At 39.3% G+C, this 24,024-nt stretch carries 20 protein-coding genes, 1 riboswitch and 1 other annotated feature; of the genes, 17 read left to right on the top strand and 3 right to left on the bottom strand.

Features of this window, described 5'->3' with window-relative positions:
- Positions 1 to 52: 52 nt before the first annotated feature.
- Positions 53 to 1,462, bottom strand: coding sequence for a LysM peptidoglycan-binding domain-containing protein (locus tag MHI04_RS16165; RefSeq protein ID WP_036128266.1), 1,410 nt, complete (start codon positions 1,460 to 1,462; stop codon positions 53 to 55).
- Positions 1,463 to 1,743: 281 nt separating this feature from the next.
- On the opposite strand from MHI04_RS16165, the gene MHI04_RS16160 reads away from it, so the two are divergent.
- Entirely contained in the window at positions 1,744 to 2,022 is a 279-nt protein-coding gene (locus MHI04_RS16160; protein WP_058844330.1) for a diguanylate cyclase, read from the top strand.
- Positions 2,023 to 2,028: 6 nt separating this feature from the next.
- On the opposite strand, the gene MHI04_RS16155 is transcribed toward MHI04_RS16160, so the two are convergent.
- The gene (locus tag MHI04_RS16155) at positions 2,029 to 2,424 is read right to left on the bottom strand and encodes a (deoxy)nucleoside triphosphate pyrophosphohydrolase (protein WP_058844331.1); all 396 of its coding nucleotides are present in this window, start codon (positions 2,422 to 2,424) and stop codon (positions 2,029 to 2,031) included.
- Positions 2,425 to 2,596: 172 nt separating this feature from the next.
- On the opposite strand from MHI04_RS16155, the gene MHI04_RS16150 reads away from it, so the two are divergent.
- The 3 genes from MHI04_RS16150 (at position 2,597) to pheT (ending at position 7,221) form a co-directional block, all read left to right on the top strand.
- Positions 2,597 to 3,361 (top strand): RNA methyltransferase, encoded by a 765-nt coding sequence (locus tag MHI04_RS16150; RefSeq protein WP_058844332.1) that lies wholly within the window; start codon positions 2,597 to 2,599, stop codon positions 3,359 to 3,361.
- Positions 3,362 to 3,753: 392 nt separating this feature from the next.
- On the top strand, positions 3,754 to 4,791 hold the full coding sequence (gene pheS, locus MHI04_RS16145) for a phenylalanine--tRNA ligase subunit alpha (RefSeq protein WP_036128260.1): 1,038 nt from the start codon (positions 3,754 to 3,756) through the stop codon (positions 4,789 to 4,791).
- 12 nt (positions 4,792 to 4,803) lie between these two features.
- Entirely contained in the window at positions 4,804 to 7,221 is a 2,418-nt protein-coding gene (pheT, locus tag MHI04_RS16140; protein WP_058844333.1) for a phenylalanine--tRNA ligase subunit beta, read from the top strand.
- 279 nt (positions 7,222 to 7,500) lie between these two features.
- On the opposite strand, the gene rnhC is transcribed toward pheT, so the two are convergent.
- Positions 7,501 to 8,427 carry a ribonuclease HIII gene (gene rnhC / locus MHI04_RS16135; RefSeq protein WP_036128256.1) on the bottom strand — a complete coding sequence of 309 codons (927 nt, stop codon included), beginning with the start codon at positions 8,425 to 8,427 and terminating at the stop codon, positions 7,501 to 7,503.
- Positions 8,428 to 8,562: 135 nt separating this feature from the next.
- Between rnhC and zapA the strand changes: the two genes are divergently transcribed.
- The 13 genes from zapA to uvrC all read left to right on the top strand — a co-directional run bounded on the left by zapA (position 8,563) and on the right by uvrC (position 23,628).
- Positions 8,563 to 8,823 carry a cell division protein ZapA gene (gene zapA, locus MHI04_RS16130; RefSeq protein ID WP_036128254.1) on the top strand — a complete coding sequence of 87 codons (261 nt, stop codon included), beginning with the start codon at positions 8,563 to 8,565 and terminating at the stop codon, positions 8,821 to 8,823.
- A 5-nt stretch (positions 8,824 to 8,828) separates the two neighbouring features.
- Positions 8,829 to 9,368: a CvpA family protein gene (locus tag MHI04_RS16125; protein ID WP_036128251.1), complete on the top strand. Its 540-nt coding sequence runs from the start codon at positions 8,829 to 8,831 to the stop codon at positions 9,366 to 9,368.
- 59 nt (positions 9,369 to 9,427) lie between these two features.
- Positions 9,428 to 11,137: a DNA polymerase/3'-5' exonuclease PolX gene (gene polX, locus MHI04_RS16120; protein WP_058844334.1), complete on the top strand. Its 1,710-nt coding sequence runs from the start codon at positions 9,428 to 9,430 to the stop codon at positions 11,135 to 11,137.
- A gap of 18 nt (positions 11,138 to 11,155) precedes the next feature.
- Positions 11,156 to 13,522: an endonuclease MutS2 gene (locus MHI04_RS16115; protein ID WP_058844335.1), complete on the top strand. Its 2,367-nt coding sequence runs from the start codon at positions 11,156 to 11,158 to the stop codon at positions 13,520 to 13,522.
- Positions 13,523 to 13,544: 22 nt separating this feature from the next.
- Positions 13,545 to 13,958, top strand: a complete 414-nt coding sequence (locus tag MHI04_RS16110; protein WP_036128246.1) for a DUF350 domain-containing protein — start codon at positions 13,545 to 13,547, stop codon at positions 13,956 to 13,958.
- Between the two features lie 428 nt (positions 13,959 to 14,386).
- Positions 14,387 to 16,081: an AMP-binding protein gene (locus MHI04_RS16105; RefSeq protein WP_036128244.1), complete on the top strand. Its 1,695-nt coding sequence runs from the start codon at positions 14,387 to 14,389 to the stop codon at positions 16,079 to 16,081.
- Between the two features lie 147 nt (positions 16,082 to 16,228).
- Complete coding sequence (locus MHI04_RS16100) at positions 16,229 to 16,810, top strand: TetR/AcrR family transcriptional regulator (protein ID WP_036128243.1); 582 nt, start codon at positions 16,229 to 16,231, stop codon at positions 16,808 to 16,810.
- 14 nt (positions 16,811 to 16,824) lie between these two features.
- Positions 16,825 to 17,598 carry an enoyl-CoA hydratase gene (locus MHI04_RS16095; protein ID WP_271910646.1) on the top strand — a complete coding sequence of 258 codons (774 nt, stop codon included), beginning with the start codon at positions 16,825 to 16,827 and terminating at the stop codon, positions 17,596 to 17,598.
- A gap of 113 nt (positions 17,599 to 17,711) precedes the next feature.
- The gene (locus MHI04_RS16090) at positions 17,712 to 18,485 is read left to right on the top strand and encodes an electron transfer flavoprotein subunit beta/FixA family protein (protein ID WP_036128240.1); all 774 of its coding nucleotides are present in this window, start codon (positions 17,712 to 17,714) and stop codon (positions 18,483 to 18,485) included.
- Positions 18,486 to 18,532: 47 nt separating this feature from the next.
- Entirely contained in the window at positions 18,533 to 19,510 is a 978-nt protein-coding gene (locus MHI04_RS16085; protein ID WP_058844336.1) for an electron transfer flavoprotein subunit alpha/FixB family protein, read from the top strand.
- 129 nt (positions 19,511 to 19,639) lie between these two features.
- Positions 19,640 to 19,872 (top strand) — a binding site (T-box leader).
- Between the two features lie 58 nt (positions 19,873 to 19,930).
- Entirely contained in the window at positions 19,931 to 21,280 is a 1,350-nt protein-coding gene (locus MHI04_RS16080; RefSeq protein ID WP_058844337.1) for an amino acid permease, read from the top strand.
- A 121-nt stretch (positions 21,281 to 21,401) separates the two neighbouring features.
- Positions 21,402 to 21,713: a thioredoxin gene (gene trxA, locus MHI04_RS16075; protein WP_004226420.1), complete on the top strand. Its 312-nt coding sequence runs from the start codon at positions 21,402 to 21,404 to the stop codon at positions 21,711 to 21,713.
- A gap of 124 nt (positions 21,714 to 21,837) precedes the next feature.
- Positions 21,838 to 23,628, top strand: coding sequence for an excinuclease ABC subunit UvrC (uvrC, locus tag MHI04_RS16070; protein ID WP_036128233.1), 1,791 nt, complete (start codon positions 21,838 to 21,840; stop codon positions 23,626 to 23,628).
- Positions 23,629 to 23,737: 109 nt separating this feature from the next.
- Positions 23,738 to 23,916, top strand: a riboswitch (Lysine riboswitch).
- The last annotated feature ends 108 nt before the right edge of the window (positions 23,917 to 24,024 follow it).

Raw genomic sequence — 24,024 nt, 5'->3', positions numbered from 1 at the left:
CACATGGGAAAAAGTTGCATAGCTCTTTATTTTTTGAGAACAATAACGAGCACTACGGTTTTTTAATGGAAAAATGATTGCTTAATAAAACCCAATTTTGAGGGAACGGGAAACCTAATGCCCAATAACTAATACCTCGAAGGTTATAGTGTTTGACCATATCAAATTTCGCCTGTGCACTTCTTGCATCTTCAAACCATACCTCGTGATGCCTTCCTTGCTCATCGACATACTGATAAAAAGGAGATTGTGCAGTCGGGTCAAATTGTATTGTTGCTCCGTACTTGATGGCTCTATTAAGCGCCTCCTGCGGACTAAACGTTTCTGCTTCCTGTCCTTTGACATGAGGTAAGAGCCAATCACGCGCATACAGCTCAAAGCCCAATAGAATCTTATCGGCTGGAATTTCAGTTAAGGCATATTCCACAACTCTTCGCATTTCATTAATAGGGGAAATGGCTTGTGGAGGGCCAAGTCGATATCCCCATTCATACGTCATTAATACTACAAAATCTGCAATTCTCCCATGTGCTTCGTAATCATGTGCTTCATACAATGTGCCAGTTTGCGTAGCACTTGTTTTTGGTGCAAGGGCAGTTGACACTAAATAGCCCTTTGGATGAAGCATATCAGCGGCTAATTGTATAAAGGCATTGAAATTTTCACGATCTGCTGGCAAAACATTTTCAAAATCGATATTCAATACTTGGTAGCCTTTATCTTGCATCACTTGTAAAACATTATTCATAACTTTTTTTCGTAGGTCAGCATCGGACAAGACGACATGTGCTAAATTAGAGCCTTCTTCTGTAGCAGTAAAATTAGCGAGCGTTAACATAGGGATGATGTTTTTAGCCTTTGCAGCTGCTATCATACTTTCGTCGCTGATGGGCTGTAATGTACCGTCTTCCTTCATTTTATAAGCAAAGGGACTAAAGTACGTTAAAAGATGACCAACGGCATTAATTGAATCAATCGCTTCTTCAGATGGCTGATAGGAATAAGCATTGACTTCAATCATCGGTAATTCTCTTGGGATGATTAAATTAGTTCCTACATATAGCATATTAGGATTGTTTATTTGATTTTCCACCACAATGACTTGAACGGTCGTACCGTAGCGCTGAGCTATTTGCCATAATGTTTCTCCTGGCTGCACGATATGGATGATGGGGGGAATTATTAATTTCGTTCCTGGTGTTAACATATCGGGATTTGTTAGATGATTTTCTGAAATGATGGATTGTAAAGGAACACTAAAGCGTTGAGCAATTGACCATAACGTGTCCCCACTTTGAACAGTATAAATGGTATAAGGAGAAGGAATAACTAGTGATTGCCCGATAGCTAATTGATCGGGTGTAGCTAATGCATTTAATAGACTGATCGATTGAACAGGTACAGCATAATGATTGGCTATTTGCCATAATGTTTCGCCAGCACTCACTACATGAATAAGCATAGAACACCTCCTACACGATGTTATTAGTGCATCATATGTTTCAAAGGTGAAAATGAGTATTTTCATGTGAGTCCAGTAAAATAGTTGAAACTTCAAATTCTTTGATAAGTTTCATGGGGAGAAAGGTGCTTGTTGTTGAAAAAGGTGAGGCTCACGGGGACGGCAGAGCCCTTCTCCTTATGTATTTTAAATATCGATCATTTTAAAAACGTTCATGATATAGAGGGTCATTAAGTGGGAGATGATGTCCTGTTCAATTAGCACAGCTACTGCAGCATCGAGTGCGTGTAAAAGACAATGTTGCTCGTTACGGCGATGAGGAATTTATCAGCATCTTACCAGTGAACGAAATAGCTGTGGCAAAAGCAATTGGAGAACAATTAAGACAAACTGTTAAGCAGGATAATTGGCCGACAGGACGTATTACGCTCAGTAGAGGGATTGCTACAATAACAGCTGGGGATACAGACATGCCTTTCATAAAAAAAGCAGATGAAGCACTGTATGTATTGAAAGCGTATGGATGCAACCGAGTTACTCATTATCATGAGATGAAATGAATGTCTTTATTTTTCGGCTAATAATTTTTGGATAGAAGGTAGATCTGCTGGAGCGAATGGAAGTTCGAGCAATTGCTTGCGAGGAACCCATTTTGCTTCAGCATGTTCTAGTATTTTGGGTACGCCTTTCACAATCGTTGCCTTATATGTTTCTAAGTGAACGAAAAATGTGTCGTATTCATGAAGGGTTACTGCGACTCGATCACCTACTTGAATCATACAGTCAAATTCCTCAAAAATTTCACGATAAAGCGCCTGCGCAGGTGTTTCGCCGTGTTCTATCTTCACACCAGGAAACTCCCAGTAATTTGCTAGTACCATATGTGGATTTCTTAAAGCACAGAAAATTTCTTGCTGCTCATTTTCTATAATGACACCAACGACATGTATCGTTTTTTTCATTTATATTCAGCTGCCTTGACTTAGTATGCTGTGTCTAATTATAGCATGTCTATATTGTTCTTTACTGAACGACTGTAGAAAATAATAGTTTTCTCACATAACTATGAAATTTGCCATTTGCTAAGGTATAATAGTGGTCAATATATAGGAAAAAGGCGGTAAGAGGTAGCATATGAAGAGAATTGAATCTACGCAAAATGCGTTAGTGAAATATTGGAAAAAGTTAGCGACAACAAGAAAAGAGCGTGAACGATCAGGTGAATTTCTAATAGAGGGTTTTCATCTTGTGGAGGAAGCTTTAAAAAATAAAGAGCAAGTATTACAAATTATTGTACGTGAAGGTATTGATTTGCCAATGTTATGGCCGATTGATGATGTTGCTATTGTAGAAGTAACAGCAGCAGTAACAAAGGAATTCGCAGAAACAGAAACTTCTCAAGGCGTGTTTGCTGTATGTAAACAGCCAATTTTAGAGGATGAAGTGAAGGCCACTTGGCGTAAAGTGCTATTAATTGATGCAGTCCAAGATCCTGGTAATATTGGAACAATGATACGCACTGCCGATGCAGCAGGATTAGATGCCGTGATTTTAGGAAAAGGCTGTGCAGATGCCTACAATCCTAAAACATTACGCGCAGCTCAAGGCTCCCATTTCCATATCCCAGTAGTACGCGGAGACTTAGCAGAATGGGTAGACTTGCTACAAAATCAAGGTGTACCTGTCTTTGGTACTGCTTTGGATGAGGAGGCAGTGCCATATAGTGACATTCAGCATTCGGGTGCATTTGCTATTATTATGGGGAATGAAGGAAGTGGCATCCAGCCACAGCTATTAGCGATGACAGATCAAAATATGATTATTCCACTTTTTGGACAAGCTGAATCATTAAACGTAGCAGTTGCAACAGGTATTGTTTTATATGGCTTTGTGAAATAATTGACAGATCCTTGTGGGATTCAGGTAGTTGTCTCTTGATTTGCTACTATTCGTTATTGTATAATTTATTCTAAAATGTATGTTTAAATAATAAATGCTTTGATCGGGAAGTAGTAAAGATTGTGAATGGACGACAGGGAGCGTAAGGCCGGAGATTGAGAGCCGACGCCGTACCAATGCAATTTTGAATTCAGCCCGTGAGCAGCTACCGGGACCAGCGTGATGCTGTAAAGGTGTGCCGGCTTCATCAAGTCGTTATGTCAATGAAGTGATTGTAAGTTTTTTGCTTGCAATAACTAGGGTGGTACCGCGAATATGTCCTCGTCCCTTTTTAGGGGCGAGTTTTTTTTATGCCTAAAATGCAGGCATTTATTTTCTAAGGAGGTTTTAACATGGAAGAGCAATTAAAACAATTAGAGCAAGAAGCTCTTGCTAAAATTGAAGCAGCAGCAAATTTAAAAGAATTGAATGAAGTGCGTGTTGCATATTTAGGGAAAAAAGGACCTATCACAGATTTACTAAAAGGGATGGGGAAATTATCAGCTGAAGAACGTCCGAAAATGGGGGCTTTAGTGAATAATGTTCGTGAAAATGTAACAGCAGTACTAGAAACAAAGGTGGTTGTTCTAGAGGAAGCAGCGATTGCTGAAAAATTAGCAAGTGAGTCGATTGATGTCACTTTACCAGGTCGTGAAGTGAAAGTAGGAAATCGCCATCCGTTAACACGCGTCATTGAAGAAATTGAAGATTTATTTATCGGAATGGGTTATGAAATTGCTGAAGGTCCTGAAGTAGAAAAGGACTACTATAACTTTGAAGCACTAAATTTACCAAAAGGACACCCAGCACGTGATATGCAAGATTCGTTCTATATTTCCGAGGAAATATTGCTACGTACGCATACTTCGCCAGTACAGGCTCGTACAATGGAAGCAAAAAAGGGTGAATCTATTCGCATCATTTGTCCAGGTAAAGTATTCCGTCGCGATAATGATGATGCAACACATTCCCATCAATTTATGCAAATTGAAGGTTTAGTCATTGGCGAGAATATTCGTATGAGTGATCTAAAAGGAACATTAGATACTTTAGCGAAAAAAATGTTTGGTGCAGACCGCGAAATTCGACTTCGTCCGAGCTTCTTCCCATTCACAGAGCCATCAGTAGAAATGGATATTTCTTGTTTCAAATGTGGTGGCGCTGGTTGTAATGTATGTAAGAGCACAGGTTGGATTGAGATTCTAGGCGCAGGTATGGTGCATCCAAATGTATTAGAAATGGCTGGCTATGATCCGAAGAAAGTTTCTGGCTTCGCTTTCGGTATTGGTGCAGAACGTATTGCGATGTTGAAATATGGTGTTGACGATATTCGTCATTTCTATACAAGTGACACTCGTTTCTTATCACAATTCGAGCGAACAGAAGCGTAAGGGGGATAAAACATGTTAGTATCATTAGAATGGTTAAAAGATTATGTCAATACACAGGACTTAGCGCCTGAGCTATTAGCTGAAAAAATTACACGCTCTGGTATCGAAGTAGATGCAGTTATTGATCGTGCAAACGCTATGGATAAAGTAGTGGTTGGCTATGTAGTGTCTAAAGAGAAACATCCAGAAGCTGATAAGTTAAATATTTGTCAAGTTGATGTTGGAGAAGCAGAGCCACAACAAATTATTTGTGGTGCACCAAATGTAGATGCTGGTCAAAAAGTCATTGTTGCTCGTCCCGGTGCACATTTACCAGGTGGCATTAAAATAAAAAAAGCAAAACTTCGTGGTCATGAATCAAACGGTATGATTTGCTCATTGCAAGAACTTGGAATCGAAGGCAAGCTTGTTCCTAAAGCATATTCAGAAGGAATCTACGTATTACCGTCAGATGCAGAAGTTGGCTCTGATGCACTGGCTATTTTAGGCTTACGTGATACAGTGCTAGAGCTAGGCTTAACACCAAACCGCTCAGATGCTCTTTCTATGCTTGGTGTAGCCTATGAAGTAGGTGCCATCCTTACTGAGGAAATTAAGTATCCAGAGATTGCATATAAAACGGCTAATGAAAAAGCACAGGATTTATTAAAGCTACGTGTGGAAGATTTACAAGCAAATCCGATGTATGTCGCAAAAGTGGTGAAAAACGTAAAAATTGGTGAGTCACCAATGTGGTTACAAAATCGTTTAATGGCAGCGGGTGTACGCCCTCACAATAATGTCGTGGATGTAACCAACTATGTGTTAATGGAATATGGTCAACCATTGCATGCTTTCGACTATGATAGCCTAGCAACAGGTGAAATCGTCGTTCGTAAAGCAAAAGAAGGTGAGAAAATCACAACACTGGATGACCAAGAACGAACTTTAAAAGCTTCTGATTTAGTCATTACGAATGGAAAAGAACCAGTGGCGATTGCTGGCGTAATGGGTGGTGCCAATTCAGAGGTAACAGACGCAACAACGACTGTTGTCATTGAATCAGCTTATTTTGATGGTTTAACAGTACGCCAAGCATCTCGTCACCTTGGTCTACGTTCAGATGCATCGGCTCGTTTTGAAAAAGGGGTAGACCCAAATCGTGTCTTACCAGCCGCTGAACGTGCTGCCGCATTGCTTGCTGAATTAGCTGGCGGTGAAGTATTAGAGGGTACATGTCTAGTAGATGAGTTAGATAAAACAGCAGCGCGAGTAGTCGTTTCTCCAGATTTTATTAATGAGCGTTTAGGGATGAAGATTGCATTGGAAGATATGCTTTCGATTTTAGAGCGTCTAAAATTTGGTGTAGAGGCAGCAAATGGTTTACTAATGATTGATGCACCAACACGCCGCCAAGATATTAAAATCGAAGAGGATATTGTAGAGGAAATTGCTCGTCTTTACGGTTATGATGAAATCCCTATGACATTGCCAGAGGGGGCAACACAAGTAGGCAATCTAACACCATACCAAGCTAATCGCCGTGTTGTTCGTCATTATTTGGAAGGGGCTGGCCTCTACCAAGCTGTAACATATTCATTAACATCTGATGCATTGTCACAACGTTTTGCCTTAAAAGCAGAGCCAGTAACTAAATTGTTAATGCCAATGAGTGAGGAGCGCTCTACATTACGTCAAAGCCTTATTCCACACTTAATCGAAGCGACTGCGTATAATGTGGCTCGCCAGGCTGAGGGTGTTGCTTTATATGAAATTGGTTCTGTGTTCCTTGGTCAATCAGATGAAGGGCAACCTTACGAAGAAGAGCATGTAGCAGCGGTACTAACAGGTAAATGGCTAGATCATGCTTGGCAAGGTGAGAAAAAAACAGTAGATTTCTTTGTGCTAAAAGGTATTATCGAAGGTGTAATCGGTAAACTTGGCTTAGAAAATCGCATGACATTTGTGAAAGCACAAGTGGATGGATTACATCCAGGACGTACGGCTAGCATCTTATTAGATGGCGAGCAAGTCGGTATTATTGGTGGACTCCATCCTGCAGAGCAAAAAGCATGGGGAGTCAAAGACACATATGTTATGGAAATGAATTTAGTTGCCCTATTAAATGCAAATGCACAAGAAGCCCCACTTGCATATACATCAGTGCCTCGTTTCCCAGTCATGTCTCGTGATATCGCGCTCATTATGGACCGTGCAACAACAGCAGGTGAAGTTGTCGAAGCTATCAGCGCAGCTGGCGTGAAATTATTAAAAGACATTCGCATATTCGACGTTTATGAAGGGGAAAAAATGGAGCTAGGTAAAAAATCCGTTGCATTTTCTCTCACATACTTCGATCCAGAACGTACTTTAACGGACGAAGAAGTAGTAGCCGCACACAATAAAGTGTTAAAAGCTATTGCTACGATTGCAGGTACAGAAGTACGCTAATCTATTTGAAAAAAGACTGTCTTTTTGAGGCAGTCTTTTTTTACTTGGGGAATTTAGCTAAGGGGGAGGGTCAGCGCAAGCAGAAAGGCACTCTCAAAGAGGCTCAAAGCGTTCACTCCGAGAAGGTAGTTGCTCAAAGTAGTCCAAGTCGCTCTCAATCGAATTAAAAGCGTTCTCGTACAATTGGAATCTAGCAAGATTACTATTTTTCAAAAGAACCTAGATATGGGAACTACCCATAAGACTCCCCCTGCTACTTAAAAGAACATGGAATGCTTTTTAAATCTTCTTTCGTGCTTTTTCGGTGTTGGCAAAATGCCATTTTGTTATGGAGCGTAGAAATTCCTCGCCATGGCTACGCCAAATGCGAGCTGCTTGCATATCTACCTTGCTAGAAGCCCCCTTCATTAAGGTAAGCCCTGCGATTGCACTCAATCGATCCATTTCCTTTAAAAATGCAGCACGCGCTAAAATAGATGCTGTAGCGACAGCGACATGTAATTGCTCTGCTTTGGTAGAAAAATAGACATTTTCTTGTACAAGTTCATGTTCGTTTTTTAAATAATTGTAATAGACACCGCGTTCGGCAAACTGGTCGATTAAAATGAATTCGGGTTTTTCAGGTGCCATTTTCGTCAGCGTATTTTTTAGAGCCTTGTTGTGCATCATGGCTTTCATTTTTCCTTGGGAATAGCCTTTTGCCTGTAGGCTGTTATATTTCTCGTTGTGTAATACGAGGACACTATGGACACAAGCTGCTCGTAAATCCGGTGCAATTTTTCGCATGTAATCATCCGTTAGCATTTTCGAATCTTTTACGCCAAGCTCATTAATAAGTTCGATTTTGGAGGTAGGTACATATACCGCAGCCACTGTGATAGGGCCGAAATAATCACCTGTGCCAGTTTCATCTGAGCCTAAGACAGACATTGCTGCGAAATTTTCAGGTAGTACATCACCCTTTGCCCCGATAGATGAGGATGTCTGGCTAGTTGTTTTTTCAATAGTTCCCCAACGTGCCGCCTCGCGTTCAGCACCACCTCCTTGAAACATTAATTTTCCTGATTTATACATAGTAATGGCGGTATCTGGTAGCTTTGCAGCAAAGATGACACCAGGAGCCTTACGCTCGATAAAATAGGTTGCGTAGTAAGCCATCACCTCTTTTTGAATATTTGTTGAAATGGAAAGCACAATATTTGACATTTAATCGTTCCTTTCTGTCCTCATTGTTCACAATTTTATACCTTTCATGGTATGATAATAAATAGCTTTTTTGTGTGATGGTGCTCACAAGCTGAAAAGATCGTGTGTGCATCGAATTTATAGGAGGGTGCGACTATGGAAAAACAAGAAAAAAATAAAATTTCTGTGGAAATATATGGTCATACATATAAAATGGTCGGCTCAGAATCCATTGGCCATATGCGACTTGTTGCTTCGATTGTTGATGACCGGATGCGCGAGATGAGCGTACATAATCCCTCACTTGATAGCACAAAACTTGCTGTTCTGACGGCAGTAAATACAGTACATGATTATTTACTATTAAAAGAACGAATGGAGCAACTAGAAGAAGAATTGAAAAAACTAAAGGGTTGAAGAGAATGTTAGATTTAATCATATTAGTGGTACTGCTAGCTGGAATTGGTGTCGGTGCAAAACGAGGTTTCATTGTACAAATGATGCACATTGTCAGCTTTGTCGTAGCCCTAATTGTTGCGTATATTTATTATAAGCCATTAGCACAAAAATTTGTATTTTGGGTGCCTTATCCAGGTGTCACTGATACAGGTAGCCTTGGTGTCGTCATTGATAGTCTCGATTTAGATCGCACCTTCTATCGTGTGATTGCCTTTGCGGTAATTTTCTTTGCTGTTAAAATAACATTGCAAATCGTGGCATCGATATTTGATTTTATTGCGTATTTACCTGTGCTCAATACAGTGAATCGTTGGCTTGGCGCATTACTTGGCATGATTGAAAACTATTTAATTATGTTTATTTTGCTATACGTGTGCGCTTTATTGCCGATTGATGTCATTCAAAATTTAATGTCGAAGTCATTGTTAAGTGGGCTTATGTTGGAGCATACACCGATTATTACGAAGATGTTCCAAAACTGGTGGTATATTTATATGCAATAGTAAACTGTGCACTTCTCTCTGTTTTGAGAGAAGTGTTTTTACGATAGGGGGAATTACCAATGAATAAAAAAACAATTATTCGCACACTCGAAAAAATTGCTTTATATATGGAACTACAAGGAGAAAACCCATTCAAGGTATCTGCTTTTCGGAAAGCAGCTGCAGCACTGGAGGGGGACGAGCGTTCATTAAGTGAAATGGACGATGTAACAAAACTTAAAGGGATTGGTAAAGGAACGGCTGCTGTCATTGAGGATTTGATGGTAACAGGTGAATCTAGTTTGTTAAAAGAACTAGAAGACATTGTCCCTAAAGGATTATTGCCATTGTTAAAATTGCCAGGCTTGGGAGGTAAAAAGATTGCGAAGCTTCACCAAGAGCTAGGCATTGACTCAGCAGAAAGCTTAAAGGCAGCTTGTGAAGCAGGGAAAGTTCGTGAATTAGCAGGCTTTGCTGTAAAAACAGAGGAAAAAATTTTAAAGGAACTCGCTAATTTGGCGAATCGCTCAGAACGTTTACCAATTTGGCAGCTTGAGCCTGTGGTTTTACAAATAGAGGCGCTTCTAGGTAGTATGAAGGAAGTGGAACGTTTTTCAGTTGCTGGAAGCTTCCGTCGGGCGCTAGAAACAAGTAAAGATATTGATTTTATTGTGGTGACACAAGCAGTTGAGGCTGTACGTGAAAAGTTATTAAATGGATTAGCCATCCAAGAAGTAGTGGCAGCGGGAGATACTAAAATTTCAGTGATTTTAGACTTAGAGGAGCCAGTTGGTGTTGATTTCCGTTTAGTGAAGGACAATGAATATGCAACTGCCTTGCATCATTTTACAGGGTCAAAAGACCACAATGTGCGTATGCGCCAACTTGCCAAAGCGCGTGGTGAAAAAATTAGTGAATATGGCGTTGAACAGGAAGATGGTACCGTTATAACGTTTTCAGATGAAGCGGCATTTTTCGCTCATTTTGACCTACCTTGGATTCCACCAAGCTTACGCACAGGAACTGTGGAATTTGATAATACAAAGACGATTCAACAGTTAGTGCGATTAGAGGATATTCAGGCAGATTTACATATGCATACGACCTGGTCTGATGGTGCATACTCTGTTGCAGAAATGGGCGAGGCATTACGAGCGCGTGGCTATCAATATAGCGTTATTACAGATCATTCACAATTTCTAAAAGTAGCAAATGGTTTAACACCGGAGCGTTTAGAAAAACAGCGTGTGGAAATTGAGGCATTTAATGCAACACATCCAGATTTCCATTTGTTTAAAGGGACAGAGATGGATATTTTGCCAGACGGCTCCCTTGATTTCGACGATCAAGTGTTAAAAGAGTTAGACTTTGTTATCGCTTCTATTCATTCGAGCTTTACACAATCACAAGATAAAATTATGGCACGTTTACTAACGGCCATGCAAAATCCTTATGTTCATATGATTGCCCATCCAACTGGTCGAATTATTGAGGATCGTGATGGCTATAATCCTGATATGAAACAGCTGATTGCGTGGGCGAAGGAATATGGTAAAATTTTAGAGTTAAATGCAAATCCGTATCGTTTAGATTTATGTGTGGAACATTTAGAAATGGCTTTAGCTGCAGGTGTACCTGTAGCCATTAATACAGATGCTCATGATATAGCGCATTTACGTTTTATGGATATCGGTGTTCGCTATGCCAATAGAGCATGGCTACCGAAAGATATGATAGTGAATACATGGACGCTTGAACAATTTGAGGCGTTCATACGACGAAATAAATAGGTTGAGGAGGTGTTCTCAGTGATAGCAGAACGCGCATTGAAAACACTAGAATACGATAAAGTTCGGCAACAAGTGGCCTCATATTGTACTTGCTCTATTGGGAAATCTGCCATTGAGGAGCTTGTACCACAAACAGATTTTGATAAAGTAGTACAATTATTAGAGGAGATGGATGAGGGATTATCCATTTTACGTGTTAAAGGCAATGTTCCAATGGGAGGAATATTTGATGTACGACCATCTGCAAGACGTGCCCAAATAGGAGGCATGCTAGCAGCAATAGAATTAATGGAAATATCGAGCACAATTCGAGCGAGTAGAATTTTACGTAATTTCATTGAGGATTTAGAGGCTGATGAAGTGATTGAAATTCCACATTTCATCGCGAAAAAGGAAGCGATACCTGTTTTAACAGGTTTGCAACATGAAATCAACAACTGTATTGATGACAATGGAGCTGTTTTAGACTCGGCTAGTCAAACATTGCGTTCTATACGCCAATCTTTACGAGCTGAAGAAGGGAAAGTCCGTTCTAAGCTGGAAAGTTTAATTCGTGGAAGTAATGCAGCGAAAATGCTTTCTGATACACTTGTGACAATTCGTAATGATCGCTTTGTTATTCCTGTTAAACAAGAATATCGTCACCATTATGGCGGGATTGTCCATGACCAATCCTCTTCTGGTCAAACCTTATTTATCGAGCCAGACTCTGTTGTACAAGCGAATAATGAAATTCATCGCTTAAAAATGAAGGAGCAGGCGGAAATTGAGCGTATTTTACTGGCATTAAGTGCAATGGTGCAAGAAGTAGCATCAGATTTATTTAATTTAGTGAAAGTTTTAGGGGATATTGATGTTATTTTAGCTAAAGGCAAATATGGACAAGCCAATAAATGTACAATGCCTAAAATGAATAAGGATGGCTATATTCGACTAGTTCGTGCACGTCATCCACTTCTACCAATAGAGATAGCTATTCCGAATGATATTGAATTTGGTAAAGAAATTACAGCTATTGTCATTACGGGTCCTAATACAGGTGGTAAAACGGTAACATTGAAAACGGTAGGTCTGTGTACATTAATGGCGCAGGCAGGATTACCAGTGCCAGCATTAGATGGCTCAGAACTTGCTGTATTTGAGCAATTGTTTGCTGATATTGGTGATGAGCAATCAATTGAGCAGTCACTTTCTACGTTCTCGTCTCATATGGTCAATATTGTAGACATTCTACAAAAATTTGATCATGAATCACTTGTTCTTTTCGATGAATTAGGAGCAGGTACTGATCCTCAGGAAGGAGCAGCCTTAGCTATCTCCATTTTAGACGAAGTACATGGACGCGGTGCACGTGTAATGGCTACAACTCATTATCCTGAGCTAAAAGCGTATGGCTATAATCGACCAGGTGTTGCCAATGCTAGTGTAGAGTTTGATATTGAAACTTTGAGTCCAACCTACCGTCTACTTATTGGTGTACCTGGGCGCTCTAATGCATTCGAAATATCCAGTCGTCTTGGACTGCCTGAATCCATTATCGATCGTGCGAAAGGCTTTACAGGGACAGACCGACATGAGGTTGAATCGATGATTGCTTCATTGGAGGAAACACGTCGCCAATCAGAAGATGATGCAGAACGTTCCCATGCATTGCTAGTAGAATCGGAAACTTTACGTAAAGAGCTTCAAGATAAATTACAAGCCTATGAAGAGCGTAAAGAGGCACTTGATAAGAAAGCAAAGGAAAAAGCTCGTAAAATTGTTGATGAAGCGAAAAGAGAAGCGGAAGCGATTATTACAGAGCTTCGAGAAATGCGCAAAAATGCTGATCAAGTTGTCAAGGAGCACGAATTGATTGAAGCACGTAAACGTCTGGAAGAAGCAACACCACTTGAAGACAATAAAGTACTGAAAAAAGCAGCGCAAGTAAAAGCACGTGCGCAAAACTTAGTTGTCGGGGACGAGGTAAAGGTGTTAAGCTATGGTCAACGAGGTACTTTGTTAGAAAAAGTGTCAAATACCGAATGGGTTGTCCAAATGGGGATTTTAAAAATGAAAATCGCTGATAGTGATTTAGAGTATATTAAGCCTGAAAAAGAAACGGTATTACGAACAGCTGGTGTGAAAAATCGCAATAGCCATGTAAAATTAGAATTAGATTTGCGTGGTGAACGCTATGAGGACGCTATTTTAAGAACAGAGAAATATATTGATGATGCGTTACTCGCTAATTATGGGCGTGTGTCTATTATTCATGGGGTTGGTACAGGGGCTTTACGTCAAGGTATTCAAAGCTATTTAAAGAAGCATAAGCGCGTGAAATCCTTCCGTTTTGGTGAAGCCGGCGAGGGGGGCTTAGGCGTCACAGTTGTTGAATTGAAATAAGCTATAAAGGGGACGGAGAAAAATGCTGAATTCTGGCTTTTGGCGATATCCAATTATCGAAACGGCAGGATATTTTAGTGTTGTTGTATTATGTTTAGTCGTCTCGATGGCATTGTTCGAAGTCGTTACGAAATATAAGAATTGGGAAGAAATTAAAAATGGTAATGTTGCTGTGGCCCTTGCAACAGGTGGAAAAATACTAGGGATTTGCAACATCTTTCGTTTTTCCATTGCACGCCATAGCACATTAAGTGAAATGATTGGCTGGGGTCTTTTTGGCTTTACACTATTGATTGTAGCGTATTTCTTATTTGAATTTATGACACCTCGTTTTAATGTAGATCAAGAGATTGCCAATGATAATCGCTCAGTTGGTTTCATTTCCTTTACCATTTCAGTCGGTCTATCGTTTGTAATTGGGGCAAGTATTGCATAGGAGTGTCATGACATGGAAAAATTAGCAAAAGTACTAATCATTGTCTGTATTGCATTTTTGGCAGTGGGCGTCTACTATATGATGACTGTTTAAGTAAAAAACGCATTCTCTTATGAGGGTGCGTTTTTTGTATTTACTTCAATTTCTGCTAACAGCTATTCATTTTCCTCCATAACCTGAATAAATAATTATTTTTATAGTATAGGAATATCCTCATAATTTTCTATTTGAAAGATTTGAGAATGAATGAGGATTCATAAGGTGTATGCAAATAAAACAGACTAAACATCTGTCATATTAATGTTGTGAATTGCATAATAATTAATCGAAAATGCATTTATTTTCTATTTTCTGTTTGAAACTGCATTTCTTTTTCATTATAATAAATATAAGAATTGACAAAGTTTGGGACAAAGGGGAGAGGACGTATGACAGCAAAACCATGGCTAGCAAATTATCCTGAAGAAGTACCACCGTCTTTAACGTTTGAGGAAATTCCAGTGCAAGAGTTTTTGACACGCGCCTATAAAAAGAATCCATCCAAAGTTGCGATTCATTTTATGGGGAAGGATTTGACGTACACCGAGCTATATGAGTCAGCTTTAAGGTTCGCAAACTATTTACAAGCATTAGGTGTGGAAAAGGGAGATCGAGTAGCCATTATGCTACCTAACTCGCCACAAAGTGTAATCGCTTACTACGGCGCTATGTATGCAGGTGCTGTTGTCGTACAAACAAATCCACTTTATACTGAACGTGAGCTTCAATACCAAATGGCTGATTCAGGTGCGAAGGTTATTCTTGTCATGGATATTTTATATCCAAGAGTGATGAAAATTATGAAAGAGACAGCACTTGAAAATGTTATCGTGACAGCCATTAAAGATTATTTACCATTCCCAAAAAATTTAGTCTATCCATTTATTCAAAAAAAGCAGTATGGCTTTAGTGTCAAGGTTGAACATAGCGGGCAAAATCATTTATTTTCAGAAATCATGCGCTCTGCACCGATTAAGGTAATTGATCATATCTCATTTGATTTTGAAGAAGACCTAGCACTCTTACAATATACTGGTGGAACAACGGGGTTCCCAAAAGGGGTTATGTTAACCCATAAAAATTTAATTGCCAATACGACAATGTGTGATGCCTGGATGTATAAATGTGTGCATGGTGAAGAGACCATTATGGGCATTCTTCCATTCTTCCACGTCTATGGTATGACAACGGTTATGCTATTATCAGTATTCACTCAAAATAAGATGGTGCTCTTACCGAAATTTGATGCTGAAACGGCATTAAAAACGATTGATAAACAAAAACCAACACTTTTCCCCGGTGCACCAACCTTATACATTGGTCTTCTAAATCATCCAGACATTGCGAATTATAATTTATCATCTATTAAGGCGTGCTTAAGTGGTTCTGCTTCATTGCCAATTGAAGTTCAGGAGAAATTTGAAGCGGTTACTGGTGGGAAGCTCGTAGAGGGCTACGGATTAACAGAAACATCACCTGTAACACATGCTACGCCAATTTGGGGTAAGCGAGTGATTGGTTCAATCGGTTTACCTTGGCCTAATACAGAAGCTATTATTTTACGTACAGGGGATACGGAAGAGCTTCCAGTTGGCGAAGTGGGTGAAATCGCTGTCAAAGGTCCACAAGTGATGAAGGGCTACTGGAACCGACCTGAGGATACAGCAGCGACATTTGTCGATGGCTGGTTTTTAACAGGTGATCTTGGTTATATGGATGAGCAGGGTTTCTTCTATGTAGTGGATCGTAAAAAAGATTTGATCATAGCGGGTGGCTTTAATATTTATCCTCGTGAAGTGGAAGAAGTGTTATACGAACGCGAAGAAATTCAAGAGTGTGTTGTTGCAGGCATACCTGACCCGTATCGTGGAGAAACGGTAAAAGCTTATATTGTTTTAAAAGAAGGATATTCGATCTCGGAGGACGAATTAAATAAATATTGCCGTCAGCATCTAGCGGCATTTAAAGTTCCTCGTTATTATGAATTTAGAGAGGAACTACCAAAAACAGCCGTAGGAAAAATTTTACGCCGCTCTTTGGTAGACGAAGAAAAAACAAAATTGGCGAATAAAGAAGCGAAATAAATACGTGTGAAAGTATTGACAAGTAATGCTGTAAAATATAATATGAAAATATGAATGAATGACCATTCATATTTTCATATTTTTTTAGGTTCACACGTCATATTGATATTGTAGACGTGCGCATGTTTTTTAGGTGGTGATATAAAAGTGAAACGAGATAAGCCGAAATATAAGCAAATTATTGATGCAGCTGTCATCGTTATTGCGGAAAATGGGTATCACCAAGCGCAAGTATCGAAAATCGCCAAACAGGCAGGGGTGGCCGATGGAACAATCTATTTATATTTTAAAAATAAAGAAGATATATTAATTTCTGTCTTTAATGAAAAAATGGCTGTTTTTGTAGAGTCATTACAAGATATAATAGAAAATGGAAGTACGTCTCGTGACAAACTTTCACGAATGATTGCCAATCATTTTAATGTTCTTGCGACAGATCGATACCTAGCAACCGTCACACAATTAGAGCTTCGCCAGTCAAACAAAGACTTACGATTAAAAATTAATGGTGTACTACGTGAGTATTTACATTTACTCGATCAAATTTTAGTCGAAGGTATGCTTTCAGGGGAGTTTAATCAGACGATGGATGTACGCTTGGCACGACAAATGGTTTTTGGAACAATTGATGAAACGATTACGTCGTGGGTTATGAATGACTATCGATATGATTTGATGGAACAAGTTCCAAAGGTTCAGGCATTAATCCTGAACGGCATTAAAGCTTAAAAGGATGTGGAGAAATGGAATTTCTAAGTTGGAAAGTAGAAGATGGGGTAGCGATTATTACAATTGCACGTCCACCAGCAAATGCATTATCTCGCGGTATTATTGCAGAAGTTAACGCTGTCTTAGATGCTGTTGAACACGATGATGCAGTAAGAGTCCTTGTACTTCATGGTGAAGGCCGTTTCTTCTCTGCAGGGGCAGATATTAAAGAATTTACTGGGGTAGAATCTGGAGAAGAATTTACGAAGCTAGCTAGCAACGGGCAGCAAGTATTTGAGCGCGTTGAATCATTTTCGAAGCCTGTTATTGCAGCCATTCATGGTGCGGCATTAGGCGGTGGGCTTGAATTAGCCATGAGCTGTCATATGCGATTTGTCACTGAATCGGCAAAACTAGGTTTACCTGAACTACAATTAGGTCTTATACCTGGCTTTGGCGGTACACAGCGCTTACCACGTTATGTAGGTGTAGCAAAGGCTGCTGAAATGATGTTTACAAGTGAGCCAATTACTGGTGCAGAAGCCGTGCAGTGGGGCTTAGCGAATCGTACATTCTCAGACGAAGCACTGCTAGATGAAACGCTGAAAATTGCGAAAAATATTGCAAAGAAAAGCCCAATTGCTTTAAAAGCAGCTATTCAAACATTGCAATATGCAAAGCATGCATCATTTTATGAGGGCATTGAAGCAGAGGCAACATCCTTTGGGACAGTATTCGTATCAGAAGATGCCAAAGAAGGAATTCAAGCATTCATTGAAAAGCGTGAGCCTATGTTTACTGGCAAATAATTTCCCAAATGTCGATAACAGTTTTAAGATGTTATCGGCGTTATCGAAACTGAAAATATATAATATTTATAAGTTTACTTAGAATTATAAAACGTTCCAGGAGGTATGGATATATGAATATTTTTGCATTAATTAAACGTACGTTTGATACAGAAGAAAAAATCGTAGTGTCGGGTGGTAAAATCCAAGAGGACGGCGCAGAATTCATTATTAACCCTTATGATGAATATGCCATTGAAGAAGCAATCCAAGTTCGCGATGCTGCTGGTGGTAAAGTAACAGTAGTGACAATTGGTGGCGAGGATGCAGAGAAGCAATTACGTACAGCACTTGCCATGGGAGCAGACGAAGCAGTGCTAATTAATACGGAAGACGATTTAGATGAGTTAGACCAAAATGCAGCAGCTTATCTATTAGCGGAATACTTAAAAGATAAAGAGGCGGATTTAATTTTAACAGGAAATGTTGCGATCGATGGTGGTTCAGGTCAAGTAGGTCCACGTGTTGCAGACTTATTAGATATAAATTATGTAACAACGATTACAAAGCTTGAAATTGATGGAACATCTGCGAAAATTGTTCGCGATATCGAAGGAGATTCAGAGGTAATTGAAACTTCTTTACCATTACTAGTAACAGCTCAGCAAGGTTTAAATGAGCCACGTTACCCATCTCTACCAGGTATTATGAAAGCGAAAAAGAAACCGCTTGCAGAGCTTGAGTTAGATGATTTAGATATCGATGAAGATGATGTAGAAGTGAAGATTGAAACAGTAGACATCTTCTTGCCAGCTCAAAAAGCAGCAGGCCGCATTCTAGAGGGCGACCTTTCTGTACAAGTAAAAGAGCTAGTAAATCTACTTCACACAGAAGCAAAAGTTGTTTAATTATTTGATGTTAATCGAATCTTAAAGGGTAACGGAGGGAATATGCTATGTCAAAAAAAGTATTAGTATTAAGTGAAGTTCGTGAAGGAAGCTTACGTAATGTTTCTTTCGAAGCAATTGCAGCTGCAAAACAAATCGCTGATGGTGGCGAAGTTGTTGGGGTACTTTTAGGAGATGCTGTAGCAAGTTTAACAGGACCATTATTTGAATATGGTGCTGACCGCGTAGTAACAGTGGAACACCCACATTTAAAACAATATACATCTGATGGCTATAGTCAAGCACTATTAGCTGTTATCGAGCAAGAAAAACCTGCTGGCATTGTCTTTGGGCATACAGCAAATGGAAAAGATTTATCACCAAAAATCGCAAGTAAATTACAAGCAGGTCTAGTATCTGATGTTACTGCTATTGAGGGTGCAGGCGATGATGTTGTCTTCATCCGACCAATTTACTCTGGTAAAGCTTTTGAAAAAGTGAAAGTGAAAGAAGGCGTTGTTTTAGCTTCCATTCGTCCAAATAACATTACACCTTTAGAAAAAGCAGAGGGTAAAACTGGTGATGTGTCTGCAATCACTGTTGATATTACAAACCTTCGCACAATTATTAAAGAGGTTGTTCGTAAATCTTCAGAAGGTGTTGATTTATCAGAAGCGAAAGTAGTCGTTGCTGGTGGTCGTGGGGTGAAATCTGAAGAAGGTTTCGAACCATTAAAAGCGCTAGCAGATTTACTAGGCGGTGCAGTTGGAGCATCACGTGGTGCATGTGACGCTGAATACTGTGACTATTCACTACAAATCGGTCAAACTGGTAAGGTAGTCACACCAGATCTTTATATTGCGGCTGGTATTTCGGGAGCGATTCAACATTTAGCAGGAATGTCAAATTCAAAAGTAATTGTTGCTATTAATAAAGATCCAGAAGCTAATATTTTCAAAGTAGCGGATTATGGTATCGTTGGAGATTTATTCGATGTGATCCCACTTCTAATAGAAGAATTTAAAGCGTTAAAAGTAAACGCGTAATGCACAAGCGGGAAGGGCTAATCCTTCCTGCTTTTTTTGTGATGAAGTACTATTTGAAAATTATCGCAAAATAAAATATTGACATAATTAACGTTAGCCAGTATAGTGATTGATACAATAATAATGATTAGAAACGCAAAGATTAGGAGTAGTAAAAGCTCATTATTCGGTGAAGAGAGCTGCGGGATGGTGCAACGCAGACCAATAAGACTTTGAACTTGCCTAGGAGTGGTAACATAAATAGAATTGTCGGATTATTCTATTTGTTTGACGATTAACCTTCGTTACAAGGTTTTTAAGCTGGGTTCTCAAGAACCAATTAGAGTGGTACCGCGGTTTGCTGATAGCATATCGTCTCTTCTTTCATTTGATGATGAAGGAGTAGATGATATGCTTTTTTGATTTTTAGGAGGTAAGAAAGTGGAAAAAAACAAGCAACAATTAACAAGAACTATGACCTCGCGTCATATCACCATGATGGCGTTAGGTGGAGCCATCGGAGCAGGTCTATTTAAAGGAAGTAGTGCAGCCATTGATATGGCAGGACCTTCAGTGCTGATTGCCTATTTAATAGGGGGCATTATTTTATTATTTGTCATGCAAGGTCTAGCAGAAATGGCTGTTCGAAATAAAGACGCAAGAACGTTCAGAGATTTAGTTCAATCAGTGTTGGGAAAATACCCTGCTTATTTCCTAGATTGGATCTATTGGAAAATGTGGGTTTTAAATATTGCAGCAGAATCTGTCGTCGCCGCTATTTTTATTCAATATTGGTTGCCAGAATATCCAATTTGGATACTTGCCCTGTCTGTTTCTGTGTTAGTGACAGCCATTAATTTATTATCGGTGAAAATATTTGCGGAAACAGAATACTGGCTAGCATTGATCAAAATTACCGTTATTATTGTCTTTATTATAGCAGGACTTATTTTATTACTTGCTACGTTTGGAAACCATAGCGCCGTTGGTTTTTCTAACTTAACTGAGCACGGTGGTTTTTTCCCTAACGGATCTATGGGATTAATTGCTGCTATGTTAGTTGTTATTTATTCTTATGGTGGTACAGAAATCATTGGGATTACATTAGCAGAAACGAAAAATCCTGAAAAAGTAGTGCCAAAAGCGGTTCGTAGTACATTAGTACGTATTGTTACATTTTATTTACTGCCTTTCTTTATTATCGTAAGCTTGATTCCATGGAATGAAGTAAACGGAGTTCCTGAAAGTCCATTTGTAATGGTGTTCAAAATGATTGGCATTCCAGGCGCAGATCACATTATGAATGCGGTTGTTATACTTGCCATTATTTCTTCCATGAATTCAGGGCTTTATGGCTCATCCCGTGTACTATATACACAAGCTGTAGACGGACGGGTTCCTAAAATATTTGCCCACTTATCTAAAAGAAAAGTGCCAGTATATGCTATTTTAATGTGTACATTAGCGATGTATTTAGGAGTTATTCTATCTTTATATGTTGGCAGCAAGACTTTTGATTTTCTAATGGGATCACTTGGCTATACCGTGTTATTTATTTGGTTAATTATTGCGATTGCCCATTTGAAATCCCGTAAAAAACAAGCAGAACATACAAGTGCCTATGAAGTAAAATGGTTCCCGTATACAACATGGATTGCCATTATGGCGTTAAGTGCGATTTTAATTGGGATTATTTTTACAACATCTATTATCGTGACAAGCATTACGTTAGGCATTTATCTTTTTATAACATTCACCTATGTATGGAAAGGTCGTTATCAAGCCAATTAATGGTCTTTATAGTTTTTTTCGACACAGTTTTTCATAAAAAATACATTGCAGGCAGATTGTTCGCTCAAGTGAATTTATCCATGCTATACTACAATCATAGTAAGTTTAAGGAGGATTTCAAATGGCAATTGTACATGCAACAGATGCTACGTTCCAGGACGATATTAAAGAAGGGTTAGTACTTGTAGACTTTTGGGCTGCTTGGTGCGGACCTTGTAAAATGATTGGGCCAGTTCTTGAAGAAATGGACGCTGCAGGAAGTGCGGCTAAAATTGTAAAAGTTGATGTAGACAATAACCAAGGTACTGCAGCTCAGTATCAAATTATGTCAATTCCGTCTTTACTATTATTTAAAGATGGAGAATTAGTTGACAAAACTGTAGGCTTCCAACCGAAAGAAGCTTTAGAAGCATTTATCGCAAAACATGCGTAATTAATGAAGTTCACAAAAGCCGGACCATCAATAGATGTGTTCGGCTTTTTTTCGTTATATAATAAAGGTAATATCTATCATATTCAATTGAGAGGGATTTTTACGTAGGGGGGGCAGGTAGGTAATGAACGATTTAATCAAGCGTAAACTAGATATTTTACCGGATCAGCCTGGCTGCTATTTGATGAAGGATCGTCAAGGGACAATCATTTATGTGGGCAAAGCGAAAATACTGAAAAACCGTGTACGTTCTTATTTTACGGGAACACATGAAGGCAAAACACAAAGGCTTGTCGGTGAAATAGAAGATTTTGAGTATATCGTGACATCATCTAATATTGAAGCACTTATTTTAGAGCTGAATCTCATTAAATTACATGATCCAAAATACAATGTCATGCTAACAGATGATAAGACATATCCATATTTAAAAATTACGAATGAAAAACATCCACGTCTTATTACGACACGTAAGGTAAAAAAGGATAAGGCTAAATATTTTGGTCCTTACCCCAATGCTTATGCGGCAAGTGAAACGAAAAAGCTGTTGGATCGATTGTATCCATTGCGCAAATGTGTCCAATTGCCTTCCAAAGTTTGCTTGTATTATCATATGGGGCAATGTTTAGCACCTTGTGTAAAAGAAATTAATGGTCAGGTTTATCAAGAGATGATTGAGGATATGACGAAGTTTCTAAATGGTGGTGTCGAGGCAGTCAAAAAAGAGCTTGAAGTTAAAATGCTTGCAGCTGCTGAAAACTTAGAATTTGAGCGAGCGAAGGAGTTTCGCGATCAGATTGCACATATTGATACGGTCATGCAGAAACAAAAAATAGTATCAAGTGATACAACGAACCGCGATGTATTTGGCTATGCCGTCGAAAAAGGCTGGATGTGTGTGCAAGTTTTCTTTGTTCGCCAAGGAAAGCTGATTGAGCGTGATGTCTCGGTTTTCCCAATTTATCAAGATGCTGAGGAAGAGTTTTTAACATTTGTTGGCCGCTTTTATGAAAAACCAGAGCATATTAAGCCGAAAGAAATTTTTATTCCACAAGCAATTGATGCAGCCATCTTAACGGAGTTATTAGAGCTTAAAGTTCTTACACCAAAAAGAGGTCAAAAGAGGGAATTGGTTGAATTAGCAACTAAAAATGCTGAGATTGCTGTGGCAGCTAAATTCCAGCTAATTGAACGGCAGGAAGAACGGACAATTGGTGCTTGTGAGGCACTTGGTGAAGCAATAGGTATTTCAACGCCATTACGAATTGAGGCATTTGACAATAGTCATATGCATGGCACGGATGCTGTATCGGCTATGGTTGTCTTCATTGATGGAAAGCCTGCGAAAAAGGAATATCGTAAATACAAAACGCGTACGGCTGCAAAGCATGATGATTACGGTGCGATGCAAGAGGTTATACGTCGGCGATATTCGCGTGTCTTAAAGGAAGGCTTGCCATTGCCAGATTTGGTCTTAATTGATGGTGGCAAGGGGCAAATGGAAGTCGCCCGTGAAGTACTAGAAGATGAGCTTGGACTTGTTATACCGATTGCAGGTTTAGCAAAAGATGATAAGCATAATACGTCGCAGCTATTGTTTGGTGATCCACCAGAAGTAATTGCCTTAAAGCGTACTAGTGATGGCTTTTATTTATTACAACGAATTCAGGACGAAGTTCACCGCTTTGCTATTACCTTCTTGCGCCAACAGCATGAGAAGCATGCCATTCAATCGGTGTTAGACCATATTGAAGGTGTGGGGCCAAAACGCAAGCAGCAGTTGCTCAAACATTTTGGTTCAGTTAAGAAAATTCGAGAGGCGAGCGAGCTAGCTTTGCAGGAGGCAGGAATACCTGCTAATTTAGCGAGCCAAATTTATAGCTATTTTCAGCAAGAGTCATTGTCAAAGGAATAGACATGTGCTAAGGTTGTAAATAACATTGTTCGTCAATGTGATGAATAGCGAACTGGTGTGGCTAGCATGTTGACGCCAGCGTTAAACCAATTGAATACATTCACTTTATGGTGATGATAGAGGTGCAAGATTCAAGAGTAACACAATGGAGGATGAACAAGTCCAGAGATCGTGTGTGAAAGGGGAGCTTGCCGAAGTATAGCATTGTTGTTTCCTTTGTTGTACTGGTTTTACATTTAAGAAATGTAAGATTGTCGATTCTAAAAGTTTCGGAGAGCTATCACACATGCACAAGTTACGATCATTGTACATGTTATAGGCAGCTTTCACGTTATGTGGAGGCTGCCTTTTAGTTTTCTAGAAGCAGGTGAAATATATGACTGGAAAGGAGAACGC

This window comes from Lysinibacillus sp. FSL K6-1151 (assembly GCF_038630755.1).
In the GTDB taxonomy this organism is placed as follows: Bacteria; Bacillota; Bacilli; order Bacillales_A; family Planococcaceae; genus Lysinibacillus; species Lysinibacillus fusiformis_D.
The sequence above is the reverse complement of the archived record's forward strand: the minus strand, read 5'-3'. Positions and strand labels throughout refer to the sequence as shown.

Bases quoted from the DNA above. Each gene is read 5' to 3' on its own strand.
- MHI04_RS16155 (WP_058844331.1), bottom strand. From the start codon at position 2,424: ATGAAAAAAACGATACATGTCGTTGGTGTCATTATAGAAAATGAGCAG.
- MHI04_RS16125 (WP_036128251.1), top strand. From the start codon at position 8,829: ATGTTAGATTTAATCATATTAGTGGTACTGCTAGCTGGAATTGGTGTC.
- MHI04_RS16095 (WP_271910646.1), top strand. From the start codon at position 16,825: ATGGAATTTCTAAGTTGGAAAGTAGAAGATGGGGTAGCGATTATTACA.
- MHI04_RS16105 (WP_036128244.1), top strand. From the start codon at position 14,387: ATGACAGCAAAACCATGGCTAGCAAATTATCCTGAAGAAGTACCACCG.
- pheT (WP_058844333.1), top strand. From the start codon at position 4,804: ATGTTAGTATCATTAGAATGGTTAAAAGATTATGTCAATACACAGGAC.
- pheS (WP_036128260.1), top strand. From the start codon at position 3,754: ATGGAAGAGCAATTAAAACAATTAGAGCAAGAAGCTCTTGCTAAAATT.
- zapA (WP_036128254.1), top strand. From the start codon at position 8,563: ATGGAAAAACAAGAAAAAAATAAAATTTCTGTGGAAATATATGGTCAT.
- uvrC (WP_036128233.1), top strand. From the start codon at position 21,838: ATGAACGATTTAATCAAGCGTAAACTAGATATTTTACCGGATCAGCCT.
- MHI04_RS16090 (WP_036128240.1), top strand. From the start codon at position 17,712: ATGAATATTTTTGCATTAATTAAACGTACGTTTGATACAGAAGAAAAA.
- MHI04_RS16150 (WP_058844332.1), top strand. From the start codon at position 2,597: ATGAAGAGAATTGAATCTACGCAAAATGCGTTAGTGAAATATTGGAAA.
- rnhC (WP_036128256.1), bottom strand. From the start codon at position 8,427: ATGTCAAATATTGTGCTTTCCATTTCAACAAATATTCAAAAAGAGGTG.
- polX (WP_058844334.1), top strand. From the start codon at position 9,428: ATGAATAAAAAAACAATTATTCGCACACTCGAAAAAATTGCTTTATAT.
- MHI04_RS16110 (WP_036128246.1), top strand. From the start codon at position 13,545: ATGCTGAATTCTGGCTTTTGGCGATATCCAATTATCGAAACGGCAGGA.
- trxA (WP_004226420.1), top strand. From the start codon at position 21,402: ATGGCAATTGTACATGCAACAGATGCTACGTTCCAGGACGATATTAAA.
- MHI04_RS16165 (WP_036128266.1), bottom strand. From the start codon at position 1,462: ATGCTTATTCATGTAGTGAGTGCTGGCGAAACATTATGGCAAATAGCC.
- MHI04_RS16085 (WP_058844336.1), top strand. From the start codon at position 18,533: ATGTCAAAAAAAGTATTAGTATTAAGTGAAGTTCGTGAAGGAAGCTTA.